This window comes from Lysinibacillus sp. 1 U-2021, from assembly GCF_029916965.1.
Classification (GTDB): domain Bacteria; phylum Bacillota; class Bacilli; order Bacillales_A; family Planococcaceae; genus Lysinibacillus; species Lysinibacillus capsici.
This window is the reverse complement of sequence record NZ_CP123966.1, coordinates 3,060,179-3,084,031: the sequence shown is the minus strand read 5'-3', so window position 1 is coordinate 3,084,031 and position 23,853 is coordinate 3,060,179. Positions and strand designations below refer to the sequence as shown.

37 protein-coding genes and 2 pseudogenes are annotated in these 23,853 nt (G+C 35.3%); 6 read left to right on the top strand and 33 right to left on the bottom strand.

Annotated elements, in window-relative coordinates; genetic code table 11:
• Positions 1 to 388: 388 nt before the first annotated feature.
• Positions 389 to 526 (top strand): hypothetical protein, encoded by a 138-nt coding sequence (locus QH639_RS15980; RefSeq protein WP_156113261.1) that lies wholly within the window; start codon positions 389 to 391, stop codon positions 524 to 526.
• A complete protein-coding gene (locus QH639_RS15975) occupies positions 498 to 653 on the top strand; it encodes a hypothetical protein (protein ID WP_176408523.1) in 156 nt (51 codons plus the stop codon). The genes QH639_RS15980 and QH639_RS15975 overlap by 29 nt, the downstream gene beginning before the upstream one ends.
• A 29-nt stretch (positions 654 to 682) precedes the next feature.
• Here QH639_RS15975 and QH639_RS15970 read toward each other — a convergent pair whose 3' ends face one another.
• Positions 683 to 868 (bottom strand): DUF1441 family protein, encoded by a 186-nt coding sequence (locus QH639_RS15970; RefSeq protein ID WP_281114820.1) that lies wholly within the window; start codon positions 866 to 868, stop codon positions 683 to 685.
• A 374-nt stretch (positions 869 to 1,242) separates the two neighbouring features.
• On the opposite strand from QH639_RS15970, the gene QH639_RS15965 reads away from it, so the two are divergent.
• On the top strand, positions 1,243 to 1,410 hold the full coding sequence (locus QH639_RS15965; RefSeq protein ID WP_001309516.1) for a hypothetical protein: 168 nt from the start codon (positions 1,243 to 1,245) through the stop codon (positions 1,408 to 1,410).
• Positions 1,411 to 1,430: 20 nt separating this feature from the next.
• Here the strand turns inward: QH639_RS15965 and QH639_RS15960 are convergent, their stop codons facing one another.
• A complete protein-coding gene (locus tag QH639_RS15960; protein WP_001031431.1) occupies positions 1,431 to 1,637 on the bottom strand; it encodes a hypothetical protein in 207 nt (68 codons plus the stop codon).
• A gap of 300 nt (positions 1,638 to 1,937) precedes the next feature.
• Between QH639_RS15960 and QH639_RS15955 the strand changes: the two genes are divergently transcribed.
• Positions 1,938 to 2,348 (top strand): DUF1398 family protein, encoded by a 411-nt coding sequence (locus tag QH639_RS15955; RefSeq protein WP_000035577.1) that lies wholly within the window; start codon positions 1,938 to 1,940, stop codon positions 2,346 to 2,348.
• Positions 2,349 to 2,499: 151 nt separating this feature from the next.
• Here QH639_RS15955 and QH639_RS15950 read toward each other — a convergent pair whose 3' ends face one another.
• The 25 genes and pseudogenes from QH639_RS15950 to QH639_RS15835 all read right to left on the bottom strand — a co-directional run bounded on the left by QH639_RS15950 (position 2,500) and on the right by QH639_RS15835 (position 17,652).
• Positions 2,500 to 2,676 (bottom strand): GnsA/GnsB family addiction module toxin, encoded by a 177-nt coding sequence (locus QH639_RS15950; RefSeq protein WP_000981006.1) that lies wholly within the window; start codon positions 2,674 to 2,676, stop codon positions 2,500 to 2,502.
• A gap of 168 nt (positions 2,677 to 2,844) precedes the next feature.
• Positions 2,845 to 3,075, bottom strand: coding sequence for a protein YnfN (ynfN, locus tag QH639_RS15945; protein WP_000720962.1), 231 nt, complete (start codon positions 3,073 to 3,075; stop codon positions 2,845 to 2,847).
• Between the two features lie 4 nt (positions 3,076 to 3,079).
• On the bottom strand, positions 3,080 to 3,145 hold the full coding sequence (gene ynfR / locus QH639_RS15940; protein WP_120795388.1) for a small protein YnfR: 66 nt from the start codon (positions 3,143 to 3,145) through the stop codon (positions 3,080 to 3,082).
• Positions 3,146 to 3,147: 2 nt separating this feature from the next.
• On the bottom strand, positions 3,148 to 3,324 hold the full coding sequence (gene ymcF, locus QH639_RS26520) for a cold shock small protein YmcF (protein WP_087902522.1): 177 nt from the start codon (positions 3,322 to 3,324) through the stop codon (positions 3,148 to 3,150).
• 22 nt (positions 3,325 to 3,346) lie between these two features.
• Positions 3,347 to 3,559, bottom strand: coding sequence for a cold shock protein CspI (gene cspI / locus QH639_RS15935; protein ID WP_000066495.1), 213 nt, complete (start codon positions 3,557 to 3,559; stop codon positions 3,347 to 3,349).
• A 362-nt stretch (positions 3,560 to 3,921) separates the two neighbouring features.
• Positions 3,922 to 4,419, bottom strand: coding sequence for a DUF2514 domain-containing protein (locus QH639_RS15930; RefSeq protein ID WP_001071769.1), 498 nt, complete (start codon positions 4,417 to 4,419; stop codon positions 3,922 to 3,924).
• Positions 4,416 to 4,859, bottom strand: a complete 444-nt coding sequence (locus tag QH639_RS15925) for a lysozyme (RefSeq protein WP_481817328.1) — start codon at positions 4,857 to 4,859, stop codon at positions 4,416 to 4,418. The genes QH639_RS15930 and QH639_RS15925 overlap by 4 nt, the downstream gene beginning before the upstream one ends.
• 369 nt (positions 4,860 to 5,228) lie before the next feature.
• Positions 5,229 to 5,537: a hypothetical protein gene (locus QH639_RS15920; RefSeq protein ID WP_281114819.1), complete on the bottom strand. Its 309-nt coding sequence runs from the start codon at positions 5,535 to 5,537 to the stop codon at positions 5,229 to 5,231.
• Positions 5,538 to 6,137: 600 nt separating this feature from the next.
• A pseudogene (locus QH639_RS15915) lies at positions 6,138 to 6,366 on the bottom strand (SAM-dependent methyltransferase); the annotation flags it as partial.
• A gap of 674 nt (positions 6,367 to 7,040) precedes the next feature.
• Complete coding sequence (locus QH639_RS15910) at positions 7,041 to 7,181, bottom strand: hypothetical protein (protein WP_281114818.1); 141 nt, start codon at positions 7,179 to 7,181, stop codon at positions 7,041 to 7,043.
• 67 nt (positions 7,182 to 7,248) lie between these two features.
• Complete coding sequence (locus tag QH639_RS15905) at positions 7,249 to 7,524, bottom strand: hypothetical protein (RefSeq protein ID WP_348638161.1); 276 nt, start codon at positions 7,522 to 7,524, stop codon at positions 7,249 to 7,251.
• Positions 7,525 to 7,733: 209 nt separating this feature from the next.
• The gene (locus QH639_RS15900) at positions 7,734 to 8,147 is read right to left on the bottom strand and encodes a hypothetical protein (protein WP_281114817.1); all 414 of its coding nucleotides are present in this window, start codon (positions 8,145 to 8,147) and stop codon (positions 7,734 to 7,736) included.
• Between the two features lie 11 nt (positions 8,148 to 8,158).
• On the bottom strand, positions 8,159 to 8,506 hold the full coding sequence (locus QH639_RS15895; protein ID WP_281114816.1) for a hypothetical protein: 348 nt from the start codon (positions 8,504 to 8,506) through the stop codon (positions 8,159 to 8,161).
• Entirely contained in the window at positions 8,506 to 8,688 is a 183-nt protein-coding gene (locus QH639_RS15890; RefSeq protein ID WP_281114815.1) for a phage holin, read from the bottom strand. The genes QH639_RS15895 and QH639_RS15890 overlap by 1 nt, the downstream gene beginning before the upstream one ends.
• Entirely contained in the window at positions 8,678 to 8,965 is a 288-nt protein-coding gene (locus tag QH639_RS15885; protein ID WP_281114814.1) for a hypothetical protein, read from the bottom strand. The genes QH639_RS15890 and QH639_RS15885 overlap by 11 nt, the downstream gene beginning before the upstream one ends.
• A 136-nt stretch (positions 8,966 to 9,101) precedes the next feature.
• Positions 9,102 to 9,500 (bottom strand): BclA C-terminal domain-containing protein, encoded by a 399-nt coding sequence (locus QH639_RS15880; RefSeq protein WP_281116209.1) that lies wholly within the window; start codon positions 9,498 to 9,500, stop codon positions 9,102 to 9,104.
• 266 nt (positions 9,501 to 9,766) lie between these two features.
• Positions 9,767 to 10,219 carry a hypothetical protein gene (locus QH639_RS15875; protein WP_281114813.1) on the bottom strand — a complete coding sequence of 151 codons (453 nt, stop codon included), beginning with the start codon at positions 10,217 to 10,219 and terminating at the stop codon, positions 9,767 to 9,769.
• A gap of 154 nt (positions 10,220 to 10,373) precedes the next feature.
• Positions 10,374 to 10,790, bottom strand: a complete 417-nt coding sequence (locus QH639_RS15870) for a Gp37-like protein (RefSeq protein WP_281116208.1) — start codon at positions 10,788 to 10,790, stop codon at positions 10,374 to 10,376.
• 435 nt (positions 10,791 to 11,225) lie between these two features.
• A pseudogene (tnpA, locus tag QH639_RS15865) lies at positions 11,226 to 11,702 on the bottom strand (IS200/IS605 family transposase).
• 170 nt (positions 11,703 to 11,872) lie between these two features.
• Positions 11,873 to 12,229 (bottom strand): BslA/BslB family hydrophobin, encoded by a 357-nt coding sequence (locus tag QH639_RS15860; RefSeq protein ID WP_281116207.1) that lies wholly within the window; start codon positions 12,227 to 12,229, stop codon positions 11,873 to 11,875.
• A gap of 365 nt (positions 12,230 to 12,594) precedes the next feature.
• Entirely contained in the window at positions 12,595 to 12,807 is a 213-nt protein-coding gene (locus QH639_RS15855; protein WP_281114812.1) for a hypothetical protein, read from the bottom strand.
• 39 nt (positions 12,808 to 12,846) lie between these two features.
• Positions 12,847 to 13,236 (bottom strand): hypothetical protein, encoded by a 390-nt coding sequence (locus tag QH639_RS15850; RefSeq protein ID WP_281114811.1) that lies wholly within the window; start codon positions 13,234 to 13,236, stop codon positions 12,847 to 12,849.
• A 968-nt stretch (positions 13,237 to 14,204) separates the two neighbouring features.
• On the bottom strand, positions 14,205 to 17,117 hold the full coding sequence (locus QH639_RS15845) for an Ig-like domain-containing protein (RefSeq protein WP_281114810.1): 2,913 nt from the start codon (positions 17,115 to 17,117) through the stop codon (positions 14,205 to 14,207).
• A 167-nt stretch (positions 17,118 to 17,284) separates the two neighbouring features.
• A complete protein-coding gene (locus QH639_RS15840; protein ID WP_281116206.1) occupies positions 17,285 to 17,371 on the bottom strand; it encodes a hypothetical protein in 87 nt (28 codons plus the stop codon).
• A 104-nt stretch (positions 17,372 to 17,475) separates the two neighbouring features.
• Positions 17,476 to 17,652: a hypothetical protein gene (locus tag QH639_RS15835; RefSeq protein WP_281114809.1), complete on the bottom strand. Its 177-nt coding sequence runs from the start codon at positions 17,650 to 17,652 to the stop codon at positions 17,476 to 17,478.
• A gap of 505 nt (positions 17,653 to 18,157) precedes the next feature.
• Here QH639_RS15835 and QH639_RS15830 point away from each other — a divergent pair.
• Positions 18,158 to 18,439: a hydrolase gene (locus QH639_RS15830; RefSeq protein ID WP_281114808.1), complete on the top strand. Its 282-nt coding sequence runs from the start codon at positions 18,158 to 18,160 to the stop codon at positions 18,437 to 18,439.
• A 402-nt stretch (positions 18,440 to 18,841) separates the two neighbouring features.
• Positions 18,842 to 19,300: a hypothetical protein gene (locus tag QH639_RS15825; protein WP_281114807.1), complete on the top strand. Its 459-nt coding sequence runs from the start codon at positions 18,842 to 18,844 to the stop codon at positions 19,298 to 19,300.
• Positions 19,301 to 20,716: 1,416 nt separating this feature from the next.
• Here QH639_RS15825 and QH639_RS26395 read toward each other — a convergent pair.
• The 6 genes from QH639_RS26395 to QH639_RS15795 form a co-directional block, all read right to left on the bottom strand.
• Positions 20,717 to 20,920: a hypothetical protein gene (locus tag QH639_RS26395; RefSeq protein WP_348638160.1), complete on the bottom strand. Its 204-nt coding sequence runs from the start codon at positions 20,918 to 20,920 to the stop codon at positions 20,717 to 20,719.
• Positions 20,921 to 20,953: 33 nt separating this feature from the next.
• Entirely contained in the window at positions 20,954 to 21,361 is a 408-nt protein-coding gene (locus tag QH639_RS15815; RefSeq protein WP_205443752.1) for a hypothetical protein, read from the bottom strand.
• Between the two features lie 243 nt (positions 21,362 to 21,604).
• Positions 21,605 to 21,748 (bottom strand): hypothetical protein, encoded by a 144-nt coding sequence (locus QH639_RS15810; protein WP_281114806.1) that lies wholly within the window; start codon positions 21,746 to 21,748, stop codon positions 21,605 to 21,607.
• A 401-nt stretch (positions 21,749 to 22,149) separates the two neighbouring features.
• Positions 22,150 to 22,278 (bottom strand): phage holin, encoded by a 129-nt coding sequence (locus QH639_RS15805; protein ID WP_281114805.1) that lies wholly within the window; start codon positions 22,276 to 22,278, stop codon positions 22,150 to 22,152.
• Between the two features lie 41 nt (positions 22,279 to 22,319).
• Complete coding sequence (locus QH639_RS15800; protein ID WP_348638159.1) at positions 22,320 to 22,475, bottom strand: hemolysin XhlA family protein; 156 nt, start codon at positions 22,473 to 22,475, stop codon at positions 22,320 to 22,322.
• 106 nt (positions 22,476 to 22,581) lie between these two features.
• Entirely contained in the window at positions 22,582 to 22,818 is a 237-nt protein-coding gene (locus QH639_RS15795) for a hypothetical protein (protein ID WP_281114804.1), read from the bottom strand.
• Positions 22,819 to 23,853: the final 1,035 nt, after the last annotated feature.

The following is a 23,853-nucleotide window of genomic DNA, read 5'->3' as shown; positions in this document are numbered from 1 at the left end:
GAACCTTTAGTTTTTTTTTATAAAAAAATAGGATTAATCCTATATTAACTGAAAAAATATCATAATTATTATATGTAACATTTTTACTAAAAATACTTTAAATTGTTTTTAATGTCAATATCTTCTATAGAAAATATTGACATTAATTTTTGGTGTTGTATAGTTACTTTTGTGATACATCCTATCATTAGTGAATAAAAAATGCATAAAAGTAGAATTAGAGTTTCTAGTACATAGCTTAGCCTCAAATTGATTTTTATTCCTGAAATATTCTTTATAAGAAGTAGTTATATAATTCTAATCCTGTATTTTTATCACTAAATGTTTATGCTTACCCGAAATTCGTTATCTAAAGGAGGGACGGCTGTAGAAATATACAGCCAAATGAATGGAGATTATTAATCAAACAAACAGAACCATGCTATTTGAAGAAATTAATCCTGAAAAAATGGACTTAATTACGCTTGTTGGAGATGTGAAGGGAATCGACAGTCTAAGTGATGAAAAGATTAAAGAAATTCCATGATGGAGATGATATCGGCTACATTATCGACGAGAAAACGAGCACGTGTCAAATTGACCTTGTGTTTAATGGCAATGTGAAGAATTTAGAAGTAATGATTACAAAAGGGACAAGTGCTGTTAAAGCCTAACAAGTTTAAACATACAATTATTCAATTTTTCAGTCGTATGTTAATGCCAGAAATGCCGACACAATATCAACCACCCGATAAAGCTTGAGGTTGCTTTCATGCCCCCCTGCAACGGGTAGATTTTGCAGCCTTGCCGCAGCAGTCTGGCGATGTACACCTGACAGTGCCGCCAATTGACTGATATTCAGCGTCAGATTTTTTAACTCTCGATCCATACCCGCTCCAGAATGTTTTAAACATGCATCTTGCGAACGACTTTAGGCAAACGGTGTTAGTGATGAACAAAAAACAATCAAAATCGACACCACAAAAATAAAAATACTGTAATATCAATCTATTACAGTAGTGGTGATGACGGATGAAATTTCAAAAACTAGCCTTTTTCCGCGACGCTCCCGCCCCGTGGCAGGGGCCCCCACCGGGAGGACCCGACAGCCTGACAGCCTGACAGCCGTGATGAGCATCTGATACAGCGCTTTACATAATGGAATAGGAATAATTCAGAAGGACATCACAGCATGCCCACACAAATTAGTGTGAGTGTCCTGTTTCTTCCTACGCACAGGACTGACGAGCATGAGGGGAAAATATGCGAACCATAAATGCCTCATCTTCAGCAATGCAACCGGCATCCGAACAGGACGATATTGTAAATTCACCTAATTACGAGGACATTGCAGTAGTTGAATTGCAGCTCTGTATTAGCCTGACAGTGACAGAATGCGATATTGACTCTGTCACAGGTGAAATAGTTTGAATGATTAGCAGTTATGGTGCTCAGTCAACCACCAGGGAATAATCCTTCGAATTCTTATCGTGCTTCACCAACGCTGCCTCAATTGCCCTGAATGCTTCCAGAGACACCTGATGTTCTATACATGCAATTACAACATCCGGGTAACTCATAGAAATGGTGCTATTAAGCATATTTTTTACACGAATCAGATCCAACGAGAGTTCATCAGCAGATTGTTCTTTATTCATTTTGTCGCTCCATGCGTTTGCTCGTCATCTAGCGGTTAAAATATTACTTCAAATCTTACTGCATAAAAGAGGAAAAGTATGAAAGTTTGAGTACATCGACCTTACATACATCTGTCGGTTGCATATCCCTCCTGGATGCCAGCAAGGCTCAATTTTGTTACGCAATCAACACTATTCATCAAAAACAGGCTTAATATTTGACATAAATCATCAACAAAACACAAAGAGGTCAGACCAGATTGAAACAATAAACACGATAATGCTAACTACGCGCCATCGTATCACATGGAAGGTTTACCAATGGCTCAGGCTGCCATTTTTAAAGAAATATTCGATCAAGTGCGTAAAGATTTAAACTGTGAATTATTTTATTCTGAGCTAAAACGTCACAATGTCTCACTTTATATTTACTATTTAGCCACAGATAATATTCACATTGTGTTAGAAAACGACAACATAGTGTTAGTAAAAGGACTCAAAAAGGTTGTAAATGTTAAATTCTCCAGAAACAAACATCTTATAGAGACCTCCTATAATAAGTTGAAATCAAAAGAAATCACATTTCAACAATACAGGGAAAATCTTGCTAAAGCAGGAGTTTTCCGATGGGTTACAAATATCCAGGAACACCAAAGATATTACTATGCCTTTGATAACTCATTACTATTTACTGAAAGCATCCAGAAAACTACACAGATCTTACCACGCTAAACCATAACGTCCGGCTTCTCTCACTCCTGAGCCGGACTGCATTGGTTTAATAAAAACCATCAACAATTGTGATTTAGATATTCGGAACCATTCAAATATAACAAAACCCCGTAAAAACGAGGTTTATGGATAAATTTTATTATTGAATACATCAGATTAAATTAATCTTGACATCATAGCTTTCAAGACCCGTCATTTTTTCCCGTGCGGTAAACTGAATACTGGTAACTTCTTTCCCGGTCTTTTTCTTAAGTTCAATAATTTTTTTTGTTATATATTCAGAAATATCTGCTTCTGCTTTTGTTTTTAAGTTTTCAATATTCATCATTTCCTCTTTTAGTCTGTTATGACTTTCCAGTTACACAGTAAGTCGATTATATGGTGCAAACGTGTAAAAGATAAGATGAAACATCGCAATAATCAACATACGATAGTCTAAATTTTACACAAACAGACAAAGAGAATTTTCCTGAATTATCAATGCAATAGCATCAAATCAACTCAAGAGCCTTATTGCTGCTTCCAGAATTTCTTCTGAAGTAACATGTCGATCCGCGGCTACATAAATGACTTTATGATCTCCGGTCAGAGATGGAAACCCTGCGGCCATTACAGTAAGGTGTGTTTTTTCGCCATTTGGATATTCACGCATGATGGTGTTAACTCCAGTCATCGCTGGCACTACCACTGCTGGTTCAGAGTTAAAAAAAACTATGATTTTTTTCATGATGTTACCGTAGTATGTGAGTATCCATCGAATAGACACCAAGCAAAAAAGCTCCCGAAGGAGCCTTCATTTTCACTTTTTCAAATCCAACGACAGACGGCTGGCATTTAAGTATTGTGAAATATTATCAAATGTAATCATCATTGATTTACAAAAGATACATTTTGCCCCGAAAGGATTCATGTCAGAAACATCAAAAGATGATGTTCTATACTGGGAACCATGACAACACGGGCATCTAAAGTGAATATGGTTTGTAATATTGTCTACCTCAAAGCGCCACTACATGAACAGCGGCAGGACCTTTAGGTCCGTTCTCAATACCAAATTCAACTTCCTGATTCTCAGTTAATGTTTTGAAATCGTTGCTCTGAATTGCTGAGAAATGGACAAACACATCTTTGCTGCCATCTTTCGGCGTGATGAAACCAAAACCTTTTTCAGGGTTAAACCATTTCACTAAACCAGTCATTTTGTTAGACATAATTATTACCTTTTGAAGAAATTAGCCCTTGGGCAGAATGGTCCGAAAAAAAATATCAGAGAGAAAAACCAACAAGGAAATCTCAAGAGGTACAAATAATAAAATTATAACAATGACTGCTTCAGATAAATTTGTAACAAACCAGAACACCATTAACGCATGATTAACCACCCATAGCAAGGATTACTTTTGTAAAGAAAAACACAGCAATGAAAGAATAGCTTTATTTATTAATAAAACGTGTCATTCTGATTAAGACCTTTTATCTTACCCTTAAGATTTCAGGAATTTTGGCTCATGGAAGAGTCCTTTTTATTTAAATTTTACATTCCGCGATGTAAATGTTCCGATTTAATATTACCCTACATTTGATGCTTTTTATCTCTTAAAGATTCATAGATCTGTTGACAAGTCACTCCTGCGATGTAGCGTTCGTCAGCAATTTCAGCATAAAGCTGAGCTTCTGCTGCAATATCTCCGAGCATGTTGGTGAGCATTCCTTCGGCGGTTTTGGTTGTTTTGCCTCTGACGGCAGCGGCAAGATCTGCGGTATGCTTCGCTGCGTCAAGGCGTATGGCATATTTTTTTGCTTCGGCACGCAACTGGTTAACACTATCAGACAGATAAGCAGCCCTGGCAGAAATTTCAGCAGATTTCTGTTGCGCATCTTTAACAGCCTCATCACGGGCTATAGTTCGCCCCTGTTCAATTATTCGAGCAGCAAATTGAGCATTTACCTCTTGTGATAATGCGGCAGCATCACGTTCCGCCCATTTTTTTTGCCATCCTCGGTCGCTCCAGACATTTCCGACGATAAATCCTGACAACACGAGAAAAATCACCATGAATATCTGATTCACTGTTCTATCCCCCAGCAGGTTAATGCGCTCTCCTGGTCACGACGAATAACCTGACCGTAACAGTTATTTGAACGAATGCGGCAATCGCGTCCGCCATCCTTAATCCACCAGCGAATCGCTTCGCATGCACCTTTACGATCACCAGCATTCAGCCGCTTATAAAACGTCGACGGGAAACACTTACCGGGGCCAATGTTATAGGGACAAAATGACGCGATACCCGCTTTTTGTGGTTCGGTCAGTGGTACTTTAATATTGCGCTCCACCCATGCCAGCGCCTTATCACGCTCAATGGCGTTGACCTGGTCGCATTTTTCCTTCGACAGTTTCATATTGGGAAAAACGGTTTTTCCATCCACCACTGTGGCACCCCGACAGATGGTCCATATGCCAGAACCATCGCGGTATGCCATTGTGTGGTTACCTTCTTTTTCGTCCAGAAACTGGTCAAGTATCTGAGGAGCAGATGCGCCAGCACCAATCAGCGGCGAAGCGAGGGAAGCAGCTCGACCCCGCCCGCGGAAAGCGTCCGCCCGTAGTGGAAATCAACGGCTTTACTTTATTTTATTGTAAAAGAAAAAAGACTGTAGGCAAACTCAAAATTCATTGAGTTTGTCTACAGTCTGAGGCATCCTTGTTAGGGATGCCTTTTTGTTTTAAGAAACCATATTTTTTACTGAGTCCATTCTAACATTCGATCAACTATAGAATCTTTGATGCGTCGAATATGTCTTTCTGAAAGTTTCATATGTGTCTCCTATCAATGCAAAACTTTTTCCTTCTAATATCCAATGTAGAATCTCAATCTCTCAAGGTTTTGTAATGTAATCAATCCGCTTTTGAATTTCGCTTATCTTTCTCTTGTAGTCCAAAATGATTCGCGTTGAATATATTTCGCGTCTTATTACATCATTAAAAACTGGATCACTAGTGCTACCTTGGCCTTTCGGCGTACCAGCTTCTTCACCATATTGAGCTGTTGCTGATTTTATACCTAAATCACCCATTCCTTTCACAGCATTTCTGTGAATCTCTAATGTATCCATCATCCAACGGTAATCTTTTATTGCTTGTTTCAACTGTTCTTTATTAATTATAATTTGCCCTTGTTTGCCCATTAGGTTTGCCCTCCTAAGTTGTGGTATAATTCTTTTACTAGACTGTCTTAAAAGGGCATAAATCAATTCGAACTGTAGCGTGTGACGACGCTGCGGTTTTTTCTATGTTATAATTTACATAAAATACATAACGAGGTAATTTAATGGACATATTTATAGATATATCGAGCGCTGGAAGTCTGTGGTTTTTTATACCACCAATGATCTTACTACCAGTTGTAATGATAGGATGTGCAATGATTTATAAAATCCTATTGGGCAATATTTTGCCAAAGAAGATTTACAACTTATTGCTTGGTCCAATTGCCCTTCTTGGATTCTTTATTTGCGCTATCCCAATGAACATGGGATTTTATGGGTTTTTTAGAGCTCTATTATAATCGCTCTATTTTCATTTAATCCTCAAAGTGTTCAATAAGCTTTTTCACCATGTCTATATGAACCACCTTCATTTTAAGCATTTTTGACTCTATGGCTTTTCCTAAGTCAATGTTACGAGAACCACATAAATCGAAAATACGGATACATACATCTGCTAATTCCTCAACAAATTTTCTGCATCACTTTTGCGATCTTCCTCTAATGCCTCGCTAACTTCGCATTTAATTTGCCGTATTTTTTAGCGAGCCATGAATTTTCTCCAGCTCGTACCAAGTGTGGTGGATCAAATACCACCAAATGAAAACTTTCATCTGCAAACGGCATGTTACGGAAATAAAGCTACAACATCTGGCTTCACGATTAATTGTCGTCCATCGTACAAAATAGCTTCTTCTTCACGAATATCCATGTACAATGCATCTTCATTTTGCTTGTCGAACCAAAACATTCGGCTACCTCACCAGGCATCTAAAACACGCTGCATACCCTTCATCCTTTCTGCACAATATCTTTCTACTGCGATAGTATTAAACCATTCAGATTTGTAAATAATGGATATATAACTACTATGAATTCTTCCTTAAAAGCTGAGTCCCCAAACTAATTCATAGTAGTTATGCACAGCCATCCATTTCTATGGAATGTTGTGGATTTTTAATGTATAAGTAAAATTAATATGCATACCTTAATATAAGTGTCTCGAACGCACTCTTTTATTAGCTGTGGCATTAGTTCCCTGCCGTAGCTTTTTATTTTTTTCAAATGCAATGAACTATAAAACCCAGCTAAGTCAAACATATAAATAGTAGTGATAAGCTAAACTAGTGTAACCAGATACCTCCTGATTTGTTACTTAGGATTACTTCTTCCCAAGTGACCCTTAAAATATTTTTTGTTTCAAGGACAAATCACTATACATAACCAACAACCACCTAGTTATAGTATTGTTAAGCAAAATGGCTTAGCAAACCCAAACAGAATTAATTTAGCCGTTTCCAATTAAAGGGATGGCTCTTTTTATTTTTACTGCATACACTTTCCCAACTAACCTTTGCAACTCCCTACTTTACATTTTCTTTCTAAAATTGCGTCTAAAATTCACCTTTTTGCAATGTGCTTGCTTTAGAAATCTTCATAGTCTAATGAGAAAAACATTTCTTCGGGTGTATTTTCACTATGGTCTATCGATAAACCCGTGACTATACCTTCGTTAAAAGCGCTCATTATTACTTGTTCTAATTCTTGTTTGTTTAAATAAGGCACAATGATTTTTCTCCTTTCGGTACTGCACACTTTCTTTCACTTGCTCCCATCATCCCAATCCACAAGCTCAATTGTCCTTTACTGGCACTGGCTCAAGTAAAACTTTCACTTTATTCAGCTCCCATGCATAACGACCATCCATAAAATCACCAAAGTACAGTTCGTCACCCTCTAATTTTTCTCCGAATTCAATGCCAGCAGCACTTAACTCATTCGGTATCAAATGACATTCAACTAATTCTACAGTAGCAATGACAGCTCCAAGCGGTAAGTCTGCATTATCAATTCCATGCTTTTGAGGAGCTCTCTTTATTGGTAGATATTCACAATACTCCATATCCATTGTTTTACCAGCGTGGATAGCACTTGGACCTCGATATTTCGTCTTCCAGCTATGTGTCTCGAACCGCTTCTTCACCTAAAGCAATAAGAGTAGCCCAAGGTTGTTTAATTGTGATTGCTTTCATTTGTGTTCTCCTCTAATTCGTCTTTGTAGACCAAAAGACGTGCGGGTTTGTAACCTTCGAAATGACTAGTCAACATATCCACTTTTCAATTTGGAGCATATCCACCTTTAGAAAGTTTCTCTGTTAACTCACACCATTGTGGTCCAATAACAGCAAGTAACCCTTCGTCTACAAGTTGTAGTGTGGCATTTGAAATAAATCGTACATGCTCCCACCTTTTTGGATATTTTCGTGTCAATTTTTCCTCTGTAAAGTCAATTACTTTCATTGGCACTAAATCCAAATAATCTACAAATGAACTTTTACTTAAGGACCAAACATGGGTATTAAATTCACCTGATCTGCAGCCATTAACAAAACATAATGATCCCTTTGGTAGATTTCGCTCTGATTTACTTCCTTTAAATCGGACAACTGGTGCAGCACTTGCTTGTAAAAACCATAGGCATTCTCGTTCTTGCTTTCGTAATTCATCACGAAAACTTAATTGCTCATTCATTTCAGTCCCTCCTAAAATAAGCTCAACTGCTCATATTTTTGTTTTTCGGTAGGTACGTGCACAATTTCAGGCTTATCGTTCACCGAATCTTCCGTTCTTTGTTCTAATTTCAGTATATCGTGCATGACCGCTTCTGATTCTTCAAGATACATAATACGCTCAAAACAATTTGTACGTTGATATGCGCCGATTGGTGGGTCATCTGGACGAAGCTTAAAGAACACACTGTAATACCCATCTGCTCGTTGCTCCGTAATGATGTACTCCTCGTCAATTCGATAAAAATGTGAGGGTGGCTTAACTACACGGGCCAAATATTTATTAAGTACTTGAGCTGGCACATCAATAGCAACGTCCACTAGCTACCAAGTAACCCTAAAATGCTTATAACAGTCTCCGAAATGGCTGTGTTTTGAGCACTATAAATCGTGATATCGACATTAAAAATGCCCGCTGTTTGTTTATCGAGCACTAGTAATAATGCGATTAATGACACCCAAAATTGTTTATTCTGTAGACGTACTTTCCAGTTAATTGTCATGTGTAATTCCCTCCATTTTATCTAAACGTTTATGAGCTTGTTTACTTGATTCTTCCACACGAATTACACGTTCAGATAACCCTGTAACACGCATTTCTTGCGCTTTAATATCAATTCTATTTGATTCTACTCCAGCGTTAATGTTGTCTAATTTCGTGCGAATAACAGCCGAATCAGACGCATCATTTTTTACATCTTTGTCTCGGTTTCGATTTAATGTTAAGTAGCTGATAAAAAATGAACCTACAACTATTAACACCCCAATTTCAATGGACATAAAGTCATCTCATCAATAAAAATAGCACTTCTCGGAACAGTGCATTGCTTAGGTCTTGTTGTATAAAAATAGCCCTCCACAATCATCTGTGGAAGGCAAAATAAAGTAAACTCTCCATAAGCACTCTTTGTAAAATTTATTTCTTCAAAATACTCAATGAAGTAGCTTTAGACGGATCACCAGAAAATAATGTAACTACACCTATAAGACCATATAATTGTAAACTCAAAGTATCACCAGCATTTAAGTTTACTGTGGCTTTTTTAGTTAGAGAATCCGTACCAGTAGCTGGATTTAACGCACTATCTGGAAGTTGGATTCCATTTAAAAGTATTCTAGAAGATACCATTGATGGTGTAGTAATATAAACATGATACTCAAGTTCATAAGTTCCTGATTCTTGAACTGTGAAAATATCATTTGCGCCATTTACAGTTACATTATTTAACTGTTGAGCATTAGGTAATGGAATGTTTGTTCCACTCAACACAACAGCAATTAGTGACCCAGATGTGTTGCTTGCAGAACTTAAAATTGTGCTATTCTCGTCTTATACCTATCGGATTTATAACGAGCCTTCACCGTACAGGCGACTTTCATCACATACGGCGATCCGTCAGCAGTAGGTCTTCAATATTTATTTCCCCAATTCTAGTATATTCTATCAACATTAAATTTAGGTTAAATATTTTAGACAAAAAGTTAATGTGCCATGAGAAGCATTGAGTACAACCGTTGCCCATATCGATTGCTCTCATAGCACATAATAAAAATCCTTCGCTTGAAAGGCGAAAGACCTCTCTATGATCTTTTTTCCAAATTAGAATCTAAAAGAAATTTTAATTTCCCTTCCAAAACTCCTTTACCAATATTTTTCCCTTCTTCAAATTTATAATCATTAATTCTATATATTTCAAATAACTCTTCATCTACATAGTGTGCTCTTAGACAACTATCTGGTCCTAAAATTACAATTAAATCCTGAAAGTTTTGATGATCTTTATATTTCCCCATGATAATATTAGTACCTTTTTCTCCATTGTGATACTTGATTTCAATATTTCTATTATCTGAGTCTGTACCATCTAAACCTATTTCTCTTTGGGAATCGGATAATCTAATGTTAAACTCCGAAGCACAAATAAATTCAGCAATATTTCCTGTATACGAGGTAGAACGGATAACACCTAATTCCTTTAATACTTTACTTGTTTTAAAAAAATCTGTAATAGCTTTTCTTTGTTTTGCGTTCAAGAAAACCCACTCCCTTCATCTACTTATTTCGACAAAAGGTAATGATTTCCTTCTTTTACAAACAAATTACTTAGTTATTTGTGTCTATTTCTTCAACTCATATTTCAGAGCATTGATTTCAAGTCTCATCTTGCAAATAAAAATAGGCTTATAATTATTTAAACACGACCTCAACCTTTTGTTTTCCATACTCACAAATCACTTTAGCTGCGGTAATTCGGGTATCAATAGTAACACCCCAACCTTTTTCACAAACCGTTACCATGTCACCTACGCGGAAATTTTCAACTAAACGTGATGTAGTCAGTATCTGTCCACCAAGATAAACCTCTTGAGCATGTTCGGTCAGCTTTTCATTTCCGGGCTTTTGTAAATCTGCAATAACTTTAGTAGCTGGACGTGGATTACCATCATCAGATACATCTCTGGCATCGACAAACATCTTGTAGCGATCAGCATCTACAGCATCACCAATCGAGATGATTCTGCGTTCTATACCTTCACCTTGTCCCGCAACAACAGCGAAGTTCTTGTATTCTAAATCACTTTCGGTATATTCAAGTGATTCGATTGTTTCAAACTATGTTGAAAAAATAGCTTGTGGCATTCCAAGTTGGTTAGCTACAAGATTATTTCTCGATAGCGAATAATATAAGTCTGATCCAGCCTATTATACGGAAAGATGATATTACCCTTTGTCAGCTTTTCAGCATGCTGCAGATAACGGTTGATTTGTAGCTCTAGTTCTCCTATATCAGACCAGGAGATACCTACCTGTACTGACGAGTATTGATTCAACTTCACCAAGTAAATTAAAATTATCATCAATGATTTTTAATGGGATGTTTTGCAGTTTGAACACCTTCCTCTCCAAAATCAGAACCACCAGTCTAACTGGTGGTTTGCTCTACGCGTGAAACGCTGGGGTACTGGCCCATGTCTAAAGACACACTGAAAGGTCCGCCAACCGCACTCCGTTTTTCACGCTACCACTAAAGTGGTTCTATTATTTTCGCTTTTTTGCTTGTATTTCTTCTCCTGTAAATGGATCATTGAATTCTTTCATGGTCATTTGATCCTCAAGAATATCCTCTTGCAATTGATTTTTTATATATTCCTGTATGATTTTTCTGTTTCGACCTACTGTATCTACATAATATCCGCGATTTCAAAACTTCCTATTTCCATATTTGTATTTCAGGTTCGCATGCCGATCGAATATCATTAAACTACTCTTCCCTTTCAAATAGCCTCCAAACGATGAAACACTTATTTTTGGTGGAATACTCACCAACATATGAATATGATCAGGACAGGCTGTAGCTTCAATGATTTCTACTCCTTTTCTTTCACATAACTGGCGAAGAATTCTACCTATATCTGCTTTGATTTTTCCATAAATAATCTGCCTTCTATATTTTGGCGCAAAGACGATGTGATACTTACAATTCCATGTCGTGTATGCTAAACTTTTATTATCCATTTAGAGCTCCTTTCGTACGAAGTCGGTTGACCAGACCTGATTTCATTGTACGGCTGGGGTTTTTTTCTTGTCCATAGCTAGAAGCTCTTTGGAACCCCTCGCATAGCAATGGGTTTTCAAAAGATACAAATAAAAAGCACTCTCAACTGAGAGTGCTAAAAAAATTCTTTTTATGGTGCTGGCAATATTGTTAAAGTAGTTGTGTAACTTGGATTAGCATCAATAGTTACTTTTATTTCATAATCACCTGCCGCTGGCATTGTTGTATTCCCTAAATCTATTTTTACCCATTCACCTGATGCTAAATTAACATTTTCAAGCGTAACTGTTTTTCCACCATCCGATATTTTTTCGTTTCCAAGAGGTCTCCAATTTAAAATAGGATATGTCGATTCTGTGGTGAAATAGTCTGACCCATCTGCTAAGAAAGCATCTCCAAGTTCAAACTTAATTGTTGCATTTGTTAGATTAGTATGTGAAGTATACTCTACATAGAAGTATGTTCGTACTGTCCCAGCTGTTCCGATATTTGAAAAACTAATATTAGATGATATGCTATTCTCGTCTTATACCTATTGGTTTTATAACGAGCCTTCACCGTACAGGCGACTTTCATCGCATACGGCGATCCGTCAGTGTTAGATCTTTATACTTATTTCCCCTATCGTCATCATACTTACAAATTTAAAGTTAATCAATAGAATCACGACAAGGTAAAGAAATCTTAACGTACCCATTCATTTAGACAATAAAAATAACGCTAAGCTTATGCTTGTGTTTCACCTTCGTCTAACTTCTTATATACAACTTCACGTAAATTAGATACCTGTTCGCGCTTGTCAGGATTCGTTTTAACAAAATTGCACCAAATCCCGACTAAGCCACTGTTTTATTAAACATCACTTTCACCTCCAGGTAGCGACATTGCAATTAATGTGGAAAGTTCCATAATAGCATTTTCTTGGTCTCCTAGCCCTTGTTCTTGCATCGCTATATAAGATGACATTTCCATCATACTACCTAGTAACAGATAATTTTCCTGCTCTAATCGAGTAACCTTTTCCTCTGCCGTTTCTTCAATCCCGATTTTTTTCATTGCACTCATAGTTCCGTCTTGGTTACGTATTTTGTACTCAAATGGTATTTAGTCCACCGCCCCTGAAATAAGCTGTATTTTATGATTGAGCGATAAATCTGTACGTAATGGTGTGATTTTTAGAATAATATTTTGCTTCTCTTCTGAAACTATGTGTTCGAAAGTATCTTCTATAGTGCCACTATTTGTCGATGCAGTATTAACTGGTGTGAGCGTGATGCATTGCTCCTGTTCCCCTGTCAAAGTCATTGACAACTCAACTTTTACTGCCAAATCTGCGTCACGTTCAATAAATAATAAAACACCCTTCACTGATCCTTTTGGCTGCTCAATCTTATATCGAGCTATGGATTGCAAAATAAGTGTTTTCACTGTGTTTTTATTAAGTTTTATCGTCTTACTTGTCTTAGCATTATAGTTGTCAATTACCTTAACCACAATCGTATTTTCACCAACAGCAAGTTGACTAAGTGTTATCTCAAGTTCCCATGCTCCACCTGGTCCACTATAAATTTGAACTGGAATCCCGTTTTGATGCGGTTTGTTACTTTAACACTTGCATTCACGTCAAGATCGCCTGATGAACCTTTAATTTTAAATTTATCGCTATTAATACTTCCACTTGGTGTAATAGGATCAACTGTTAACAAAGGTGCTCTATTTGGTACAACATAAAATGTTAGTGTTATTGCGGATGACTCTGCACCATTGCTATCTATAGCCAGACTTTTAATTTTGGGCTATCCCATCTACTAAAGTTCTTGTAATTGCTGTCGCACCATCATACGAAAAGATCAATGTCTAGTAAAATTTGATGTTTATTTTCACCCAATAAATTAGTAAGAACCTTAATTAAGTGTTCCAGTACATAATGCGCTTTATCTTGCATACGAGCAAGTAACTTTAGCTTACGAAACTTCAATGTTTCTCTTTTCAAGTCCGCACGAATCCAAAATCTTTTTCTCTAATGACTGAATCATGAAAAGTGGACGAAGTTCACATATAAACCACTCCTTCAGTTTTACTAGCCTTTTATATTATTAAGATACCTAATCTCTTAATAAAATATGGGCCGGCCGTGTATGTCTTGCTCCGTACTAATTTACGAAGCGCAGGTCGGTCGTCGGTCTGTCTTTCCCTAATATTTAGGTTTTTATAAATACCAAGTGAGGAAAACCTTACCGCACCGTCCTGCCTCCCAGTTTACATCATATTTTTCATATCACAAAACATGCTACATGTTTTACATTTGTTCTTTTTGTTACATCTGTTCCATTTGTTCTTTTTTTACCACAATCGCGCCCGATTTGTATAACATCATATTAGTCTATTGAATAGTATCATTGTACTGTGCAGTAGTGTTTAAACAAAAAACTTGCCTAAACCGTTTTTCAGTCCCTGTGTGCTTATAAATTTTTTGGTATTAGATTAATATCGATTTTCTGCTCTTTCCAGTTATTTCTTATTTCCCAAACTCCGCCATATTTATCAACTGCTACATTATTGGAGATATCAACAATATCTATTAATCCTGGTACATCTGCATAATAAAAACCAATATTTTCATAACCAGCAAAATAATCGACCTTGTTGACCCTATTAATATTAACATATCTTTCTGGCGGCATCTGTCTACCATCTTGAACATCTCCTGTTACGATCATTTTTACTGTTCCATCCTTTAGTAAAATTGTATTCCCCGATATTTTCATAACATTTGATATTCCTTCGTATTTGTATGTTATAACTGGTTTATCTCTAAGGGAATAACTTTCCCAAAGTGATCCATCTGCTTTTACAAAATAATCCTCATCAGCCCAAACAATTTCGCTTAATTCAGTATATTGTCTCCAAAATTCGGATTCTCCAACATAGTACATTCCCCAAATCGTTCCATCCGCCTTTAAAACAGCCCCATTATTAAAGATTTTAACTATTCCCGTTAATCCTTCTATTTGGAAAGGTGGCAAGGTATATCCTTCGCCATTTCTTACTGCTGGATATTTTCCGGATCTCCATACCGTACCATCTGATTTTAAATAATATTCAGCATCGTTTGTAACAGCAATATCGACGATGTCAACCAATTCTTCCAATAAGAAAGGAACAACAACACTGCCATCTATTACATTACTCCATAATTTCTTTTCCCGTGCATATACCTTACCATCTGTTGTTAAAAATAATGTATTATATATTCCAAAAATAACTTTCTTGATTTTCGGGAGATTTTTCAGTTGCTGTGGTTGCTTAACCTCTTCACTTTCAAATCCAAGACCTAATTCTCCTGTATTATTGCTACCAAACGCCCATACCGTACCATCCTTTTTTAATATGAAACTACCTGGTGGTGACCATCTAGGATAATCCCAATAACTCCCTCCGAGCGATACTAGCTGATAAGAATAATTAATATTAGGATTATCAGATCCTTCGCCTGGTTCATTATCATTATCATTATCATTATCATTATCTTCATTTGGTTCTTCAGTTGATGGTAGGATTGTCACTTGAACTTTTTTCTTTATTTCATTTCCGCTTTGATTATTATAAGTAACGTCAATCTCTGTAGTAGACCCTTGTTTTGCATTTTTATTAACTGTGACTGTTCCTTGGTTATCAACCATTGCTATGCTTTCATCAGATGAAGTAAATGTAATATCTTTCAATGTATAATCTGGACGGCCTGCCTTATAAAGCTTCTCTATTCTAATCAATTGACTTTCTCCTGGATTGAGTTTGATTTCTAAAGGAGAGACATTCAATTCTTCAACGTATTGGCAAACATCCGTGTTATCTAATAATTTCTCTACTCCAAGTAATGTATATTTTGATTTTAATACTTTAATATCTATCCCTGCATCAAGGTAAATAGAATTGGACCCTTTATAACAAGCCGTATCTTTGTATAAATAAGTAGCCAATTTTGTTTTGAGTCCTGCATCCACTGCCATACCTACTAACTTAATTTCTGTAATGGATAAATATACACCAGCGCCCATTCCAATTTTTCCATTAAAGTTAACTTCTCCAGTTAAACTTGTTTCTTCTTTTGGTGAATAATACTCCTCTGGCAATTTAGCGTTATCAATTTTATTCACACTTCCCTCATTCCACTGTGCACCTATTTGGAAATCCATTGATTTACGATATTCTAATCTAACTTCCCCATTTAATTCTGTTACTAGAAATAATTCGAAAGATGCACCTACAATAGGGAACGAAGGAACAGGAACATAAAAATCTATTATTTTTACCTCTTTTCTAAATCCCTCTTTTATTTGTTGTTTTGCACCTATTGCAGCATGAATATCTACTGTTCCATCAAATTCCACTACCCCACTCTTAATTCCTTTCCAAAACCAATCGTCATTAATATCTACAAAAAGCTCCGAATTTTTTAAAGTAATTGCTCCATCTACATAGTAGTTTTCCCCAATTTGCAAATTACTAAAACTAAGTTCAATATCTTCACCTGAAACAGAAGCTATTACACCATTATTTAATACTTTAGAATCTGTTGATGCTAATAATATATTTCGATTGGGTTCTAAACTTATATCGCCTTTAACATGGTCTAAAGTAATTGGAATACGCTGTGAAATGTCAATATTCTGTATTATTTCATCAATTGAAGGTTCCTCAGTTTTAAAGATTTGTTGTTCAGAGGTTTTATCAATTGAAATTATCTTTTTAGCTAAACCAAATGGATACTCTTCCGAAGGTGGTAAAACAAGCACATCACCTATTTCTAGTAAACTACTAACATCATTTGCAATGATTGTATTTTCATCAAGCACATTTATTGATTGACTTTGTTGTTCATTCAATAGTTTAACATTATCTTGGTAAACCACTTCATTTTTACTATCTTCTCGAGGCACTAATGGCTTAAATTTTACTATTTCATCACTCCCCACAATGAATTCCATTTTTATAGGTTCATTTAGGATTTGTTGACTGTTAGATTTTACATTTTCCGTTATATATAAGGTATAGGTCTCGAAGGGATTATAGCCAGTTGTTGGCGCTTCAATTATTAATTCCCTCCCTTCGTTTGAAAGAGCGAATGATATATCAACCATATTATTTTTTGAATCTACAATATAAACATTGTCCTTATTTATGGAATCAGAATCTACAGGTTGATTAAAGGAGATAGTCCATGACTTGTTTACAGGAACGTTCTCTTTACTATCCCAGTTTTTCCACACAGAATGCTCTGTAGCTTTTTCAGCATAAACAGAAAACAAAGGTTGAAAAAATTGCAAAGTAGATATTAGTAGTACAAAAGTTATTAATATAAGTATTTTTTTCAATTCACATTACTCCTTTAGATTTAATTTACAGTACTGCAGAACTATCTAAAGAATAAGTATAAAACATTTAATCTAGCAAAGTAATCATATCTCCCAAAAAATCTAAAAAATACCTTCATGAGCCGATTGTTGAGCAAATGTTGTTATTAAAAAAGTAGCCAAAAAGGCTACTTCATCATTTGTTTCAAAATATTATTTCTAACTCTAAATATTGTAGTACTTGAAAGCTTCATATGCTTTCCAATCGCTCGCATACTATCCCCATCAAGCAATCTATGAAGTACTTCCACCTCTCTATCACCTTGTACTAACGGAATACGTTTTGCACCTCTGCAATCTTTTGCTCGTATTCTTTAATTCAATAATTTAGCGAATATACATGACGTTGTACTTCTGTATAAACTGGATCGCTTGTACCTCCACTAGCCTTTGGTAATGTTGCCTCAATGCCATACATAGCCGTTTTTGCCCCAATGTAGCTATTGATATCAGCTTTCGCTACTGGCTGCCTTGCTTCCTCGATTGTTTCAAACATCCATCGTTAATTCTCAATCCATTGTAGTAAATCCTCTTTTGTAACTTTAATTTGCCCTGTTAACATAGGTTTGCCCTCCTAAGTTGTGTTTTATAATGACTTATCTGAAAAGCCATCAAAGGGCATAAACCAATTCGAGCTGTAGCGTGTGATGACGCTGCGGCTTTTTCTTTTTTCAAAAATATCTCGAACATACTAATCCTAGAAGTTTGGTAAGTATAATTCTTACCAAACTTTTTCATTAAATTTAACTAAATATTAGTTTATTGTAATGTATAAAGATACTTTTTTAATTCCGTGTTTTTTATTAACTTTTTATCACAAAATAGTTATAAATTAATATTAAACTATTAACTATATCCAAATAATTATAGTTGTTCTGTACTTTATTTTTAAAATTATTTATTGCAGAATAGACAAATTACCAGCCAATTTACAATCCTTTTCATAGATTAAGAATATAAGGTTACGATACCTTAAATCTATTGTGGAAGGAGGGTATACGATGAGTGTTAATAGAAATCCAGCAGCTAGAAAAAAATGCTCCTCTTGCAATTCAAGAGTAAGTAACGTTTCAAACGAAAGTAATCATTGTAAGGGCTGCGTATGTGAACAATTGAAATCTCTTTCAGTAGGTACTACGGTAACACTTCGTTTAGATGGCATTAATTTAAATAACTATAGATTTACGTCCTTAAATCAAGATAATTGTTGTGCTTACTTTACTACCCCTAGTAATAAAACTGCAATTGTAGATTGTAGAAAAATTCAAGTAATTGAAATTTAAAGGACTTAGAGAGCCTATTCTTTTATGGGATAGGCTTTCTTTTCTCCAAAGAAAGGACTTTAAATTTTGCCTACATTAAGACATAACTTTTTATTTTTCCAAAGGCAATAAACTATAAAACCCAAGTTAGCTAAGCATATAAATAGTAGTGTTAAGCTAAACAAGTTTAACAGAAACCTCCTGAATTGTTACTTAGGGTCACTCACACTCAGTGACCCTTTTTAGTTTCTTTCCTCATATTGTTCAGTAAATCATTAGTCTTTTACTATAGATTTGTATAAATGTTCGATTACTTAATATAAGATTTTTAGAAAAACGAGAGATTAATCTTTGTTCCATGATATATTAGAGTGTATTTTGATCTTCGATAAAGTAATTTAACGAAATAAGGAGTGTAATATCATGAAAAAGCTCGGTATAGGTGGGCTATTGATATTAGTGATTGTAATAGGTACTGTTTTTTATCAGCAACATCAATTAATTAATGATTATCGAGCACTACTTTACAATCAACTATACATAATCCAAAAACCAATTGAGCGTATTTTGTTATTCCAGGAAACTGCTGAAAAGTATACACAAGAGCAAAGGAAGCAATTGTTTAATCCACTGTACGATGCATATACAGATGTTGCTAACTATACTGGTGGTGGACTGCAATTAGAGCCACATATTAAGAAAGAATATTTTATGGACTATTTGTATACAAAGAATCAATATGCCCAAAGTTTAGATGCCTATATTGAGGCACAAACACCAGAACAACGTGAACTAGCTCATACACAGCTAAAAGAGCAATTCGAAGCCTACAAGAAATTTTTAGAAAAGACTAAAACAGAATTAGTCAAAGTATTTGATTAAGGGGGAGGGTTATAAAATCCCCCTTTCATTTACTGAACATTATCTTTCAATTGTACTTTGTAAAAAAGGTTGCTGTTTTATAAAATTGACTGACAATTTTCTATTCACCTCGTTAGCTTTCTTGGAAAGATTTTTGATATTTATGGTAAAATTAAAGATTGTAAAGAAAACTACATAAACTAACAATGCAGGTTTGTAATAAAAGATTTATCGGGGGGATTTTATTGAATAATAAAAATTCTGGAATAATTTACCCATTAATTTTTGGTATTTTAACCATTTTAATTGTACTAATACTATTGTCTATTGCGTTTTTCGACGAAGAAATATTAGAATTTTTCAAAGATGCTCTTTCTGAAGATTATTAGTATTACACAATCCTCATAATATGCAGTAACAAAAAAATAAAAAAGTTTTAAAGATTCAACCTAATTTTAACCTTAGTGTTTTATGCTAGTTGTGGGGAAATAAGTTTTAAACGTCTATCACTGACTGATCGCCATGTGCGATGAAAGTCGCCTGCATGGTGAAGGCTCGTTATAAAACTGAAAAATATAGAAGGTATAAGACGAGAATAGCGGACTACCAACAGCTCCAATTATTAATGTGTACTCTGGTACTGTTTATTTTTCTGGAATTCTACCAGGTGCAAATCTTAAAATATGGTCTAATGGCTCACTGTTCTATACTATTCCAAACCCTGCAAGTGGTTTTAGTTTTAAAGGCATAGCATTAGGTACGAAGGTATACGCTACACAAGTCGTAAACGGGGTAGAGAGTAATCCTTCAAATGAAGTAACAGTTCAGTAAATAATCACTTTTAACCTCATCATCTTGGTGGGGTTTTTTTCGCAATCGTCTCTCCAGTACTGAACAATTTCTTTCTACTATTCCTCATTTCACTCCCTTTGACTTAACTTTCCTAAGTATGATTGTTTTCATATGTCTATCCCATTTTCAAAACAAACTCAACTGCTCATATTTTTAAAAATGGTTGGAGGAAGTAAAAGAGGTGCAATTTACAGAATCAAAAGTCATGCTTAATGATACTAAAACTATTTCCGCGATGATTGTAGAAGTTAGAACGTAAGTACAAGTACAATATCTAGCTTGAATTGCACCTTTTATGGTTGTGTCGATAATAATACCAAGTAACCCTAAAATGCTTAAAACAGTCCCCGAAATGGCTGTGGTTTAAGCATTTCAAATCGTAATATCGCATAGAAAATGCCCGCTATTTGATTAGCGAGCTCTAGTAATAATGCGATTAATGAAACTCAAAATTATTTATGTTGTTGACGTTCTTTCCGATTGATTTTCATATTACATTAGTCCTCCTTTAATAATAAAAAACAATATTGCACTTACAAAACCACCAATAAGCACTCTTAATATCCATGTTGTATTGTCTTTAATTCAGCCTATATCCTCGTGAATTTCCTTAATATTTGATTCAGCAACAGCCAGACGCGTTTTTACATCGGTCATGTCATTTTCTAATCTTCCCATTCGTTGTTGCTCCATGTGAATCACCTCATCAATAAAAATAGCACTGCTCGGCACAGTACGTTGCTTATGTCTTGTTGTATAAAAATAGCTCACCACGAAAGTGAAAAGCAAAAAGAAACCTCACCAAAAGGTGAGGCCTTAAAATTACTCATTAATAAACACTCGGTTATTACGTGTAGTATCTACATTTAAGTTGATATAATATTTTTCGTTTGGATTTGAAACACTTTGAACTACAACAACGAAATTATCCTGTGCAAAAATTGATAAATCGCTGTCAACATTCACATCAAATGTAAGTGTATGTTCATTCTTAACTGTTACAGTAACACCCTCATTAGGTCCTGTAAAATTGAGTACTCCATCAAAACCTGTTTCAGCTCCATTAAACTCTACATAGACAATATAATCTGCCCCACCAATAGGAGTTTCTTTAAAAACCTCTGTTGACATATATCGAGTTGCTGTATTTCCATAAGTTCTATATATTGCTTGATTAGGTCCTATTGCCTCTGTGAGTGTTTTTTTGTTTCCTATAACAGTGAAGTTCACTTCGTTTGATGTCCAATCAACTTTATTTACAAATACCGGTCCGCTATTCTCGTCTTATACCTTTTGGTTTTATAACGAGCCTTCACCATACAAGCGACTTTCATCGCATACGGCGATCCGTCAGCAGTAGATCTTCAAAACTTATTTCCCCTATCGTCATCATAATTACAAATCTAAAGTTAATCAATAGAATCACGACAAGGTAAAGAAATCTTAACCCTTCTACTCAGCACAGTGCATTACTTAGGTCTTGTTTTTATTAAGCGCTAAAACTAAATTTAGAAATATCCAATTTGGGTCAGCCGGATTAATCATCTGAGTATACACAAAATGACGCAAGACTATTTCTACATCGCCAGTAACACTTAAAACAATTTGTGCAAACACAAGCATCCCTCCTTTTCTAGTTTTTCTATACTAGAAAATATAGGTGTGATCCATAACTGTTTTTAAGTTGTAGACATAAAAAACATGTCGTAGGTTCTGTTTAAAAATAACACTAACTTTTACTGCGTTTAATTTGTTACTCCATAATTTGAAATAGGTATACAAGAAAAACCTCGCCCGAAATAGGCGAGGTAAAACAAATTATTAATTTACATCAAGTGATACCCTAGCATCTGTATATCCAGTCGCTTTTATTGTCCAGATATACCTGCCAGTACCCCAATTCTAGTATATTCTATCAACATTAAATTTAGGTTAAATATGTTAGACAAAAAATTAATGTGGACATGAGAAGCATCGAGATTCAATCCAGTGTACCGTCAACCATCTCGATTGCTCTCTCAAGCATTGTAAATTGTATTGTCAACATGAATAATGCCCGCTATTTGATTAGCGAGCTCTAGTAATAATGCGATTAATGACACCCAAAATTGTTTGTGTTGTAGACGTAATTTATAATTAATTTTCATGCTATATCAGTCCCTCTTAATAATAAAAGCCAATATTGCACTTATAAGACCACTGTATGCAATCTTAATATCCACGTTGTATTTTCTTTAATCCCACATATATCTTCGCAAATTTCCTTAATATTTGATTCAGCAACAGCAAGCCGTGTTTTCACTTCGGTCATGTCATTTTCTAATCTTCCCATTCGTTGCTCCACGTGAATCACCTCTTCAATAAAAATAGCACTGTTCGGTACAATAAATTGCTTTGGTCTTGTTGTATAAAAATAGCCCTCCATAACGATGATGTGGAATGCGTAGTTCTTAGAATTCGTATTCTTTTTTCTTTCTTTTGATATATGGAAAAAGTATTGCTTCTTCAAAATTCTCTATTATCTCAAACTCGTCTAAAACAAAATAAGCTGTCACTTCTCCGTAATTTTTATCGTAATGACTAGTAAGTTTAAATTCTTTCAAATAACCCTTTTCTTTGATTTTCTCAAATAATATGTCATCTGCTGTTTTCATCATTCCGCTTGTAAATATGCCATCTTCATCCAATAGATAATTCTTTTATAGCCATATTGATTAATTCATCAGATATTGATTCCGCCATTTCACGCACACTAAGATTCATTACTAACCCTCCCCTTCTAATTCATAATAATGCAAAAGTGGAAAGTTTTCCTTAAATATTTTTTGCCCCCAAAAATAACAATAAGCTTCTGCTTGCGCCTCGAAATGTAGCGTTTTTTTACGTAGCAAAAAACATAGACCATGAGTCCTTATTGGTACTCTTTGCCCAATGTACATAGGAAATGTTGTTGTTTTAGCAACCCGTGCTATATATAAGTGACCATTTGTAGGGTCAATAGCGATGTCCACATTGGTACACGCGGTATTAATAGTACCTAATGACGTAGACGAAATTGCTTGAATACTGTTAGTTACGTTTTTGGCAAATAAAATACATGTAATAACTTTTTGCTCTCAAAACCACACAAAGCCGGCCCTCTCACCTCAAAGCATTTTGGCTGTTTGATGCAGTTTTCAAAGCAAAATAAAAAGCCTTCATCCTAAGATGAAAGCTTAAATAGTGTGGAATCCTATTGTCGAGTTCTCACTTTTGACATTCTGGCAGAACGTACCACGTTATTTCGTAATTGTATGTTAGATTTATAGTGCATTTTCGTGCACTTTAAATCTATAGTAAGTTTGACGAAGTTCACATATAAACCACTCCTTTCAAAATTCGAACTATACTAATTTATAAATACAAAAAGCCCACCTTATTAGATGTGACTCGCAATAAAACCGTTATGTCAATCTTAAAATTACAATAGACGCGCTGATAACTGAACTACCACCAGCTGTAGTATTTAATAAAGATACGGGAGTGTTTTAATATTCCTTAAAGTAAGAACATCCAAAGCATTTAAAGTCGTGATCACTACCAATAGGTTGTTGTGGTACCTGTACTCCTTGATGGACATTCTTGTTATTACAACTTACCTCCCAATCTTCATGAATTCTGCTAACTCTATTATTAGTTGGCTCTTTTTCACTTCTATTGAGATTGTCGAAACGCATTTTATC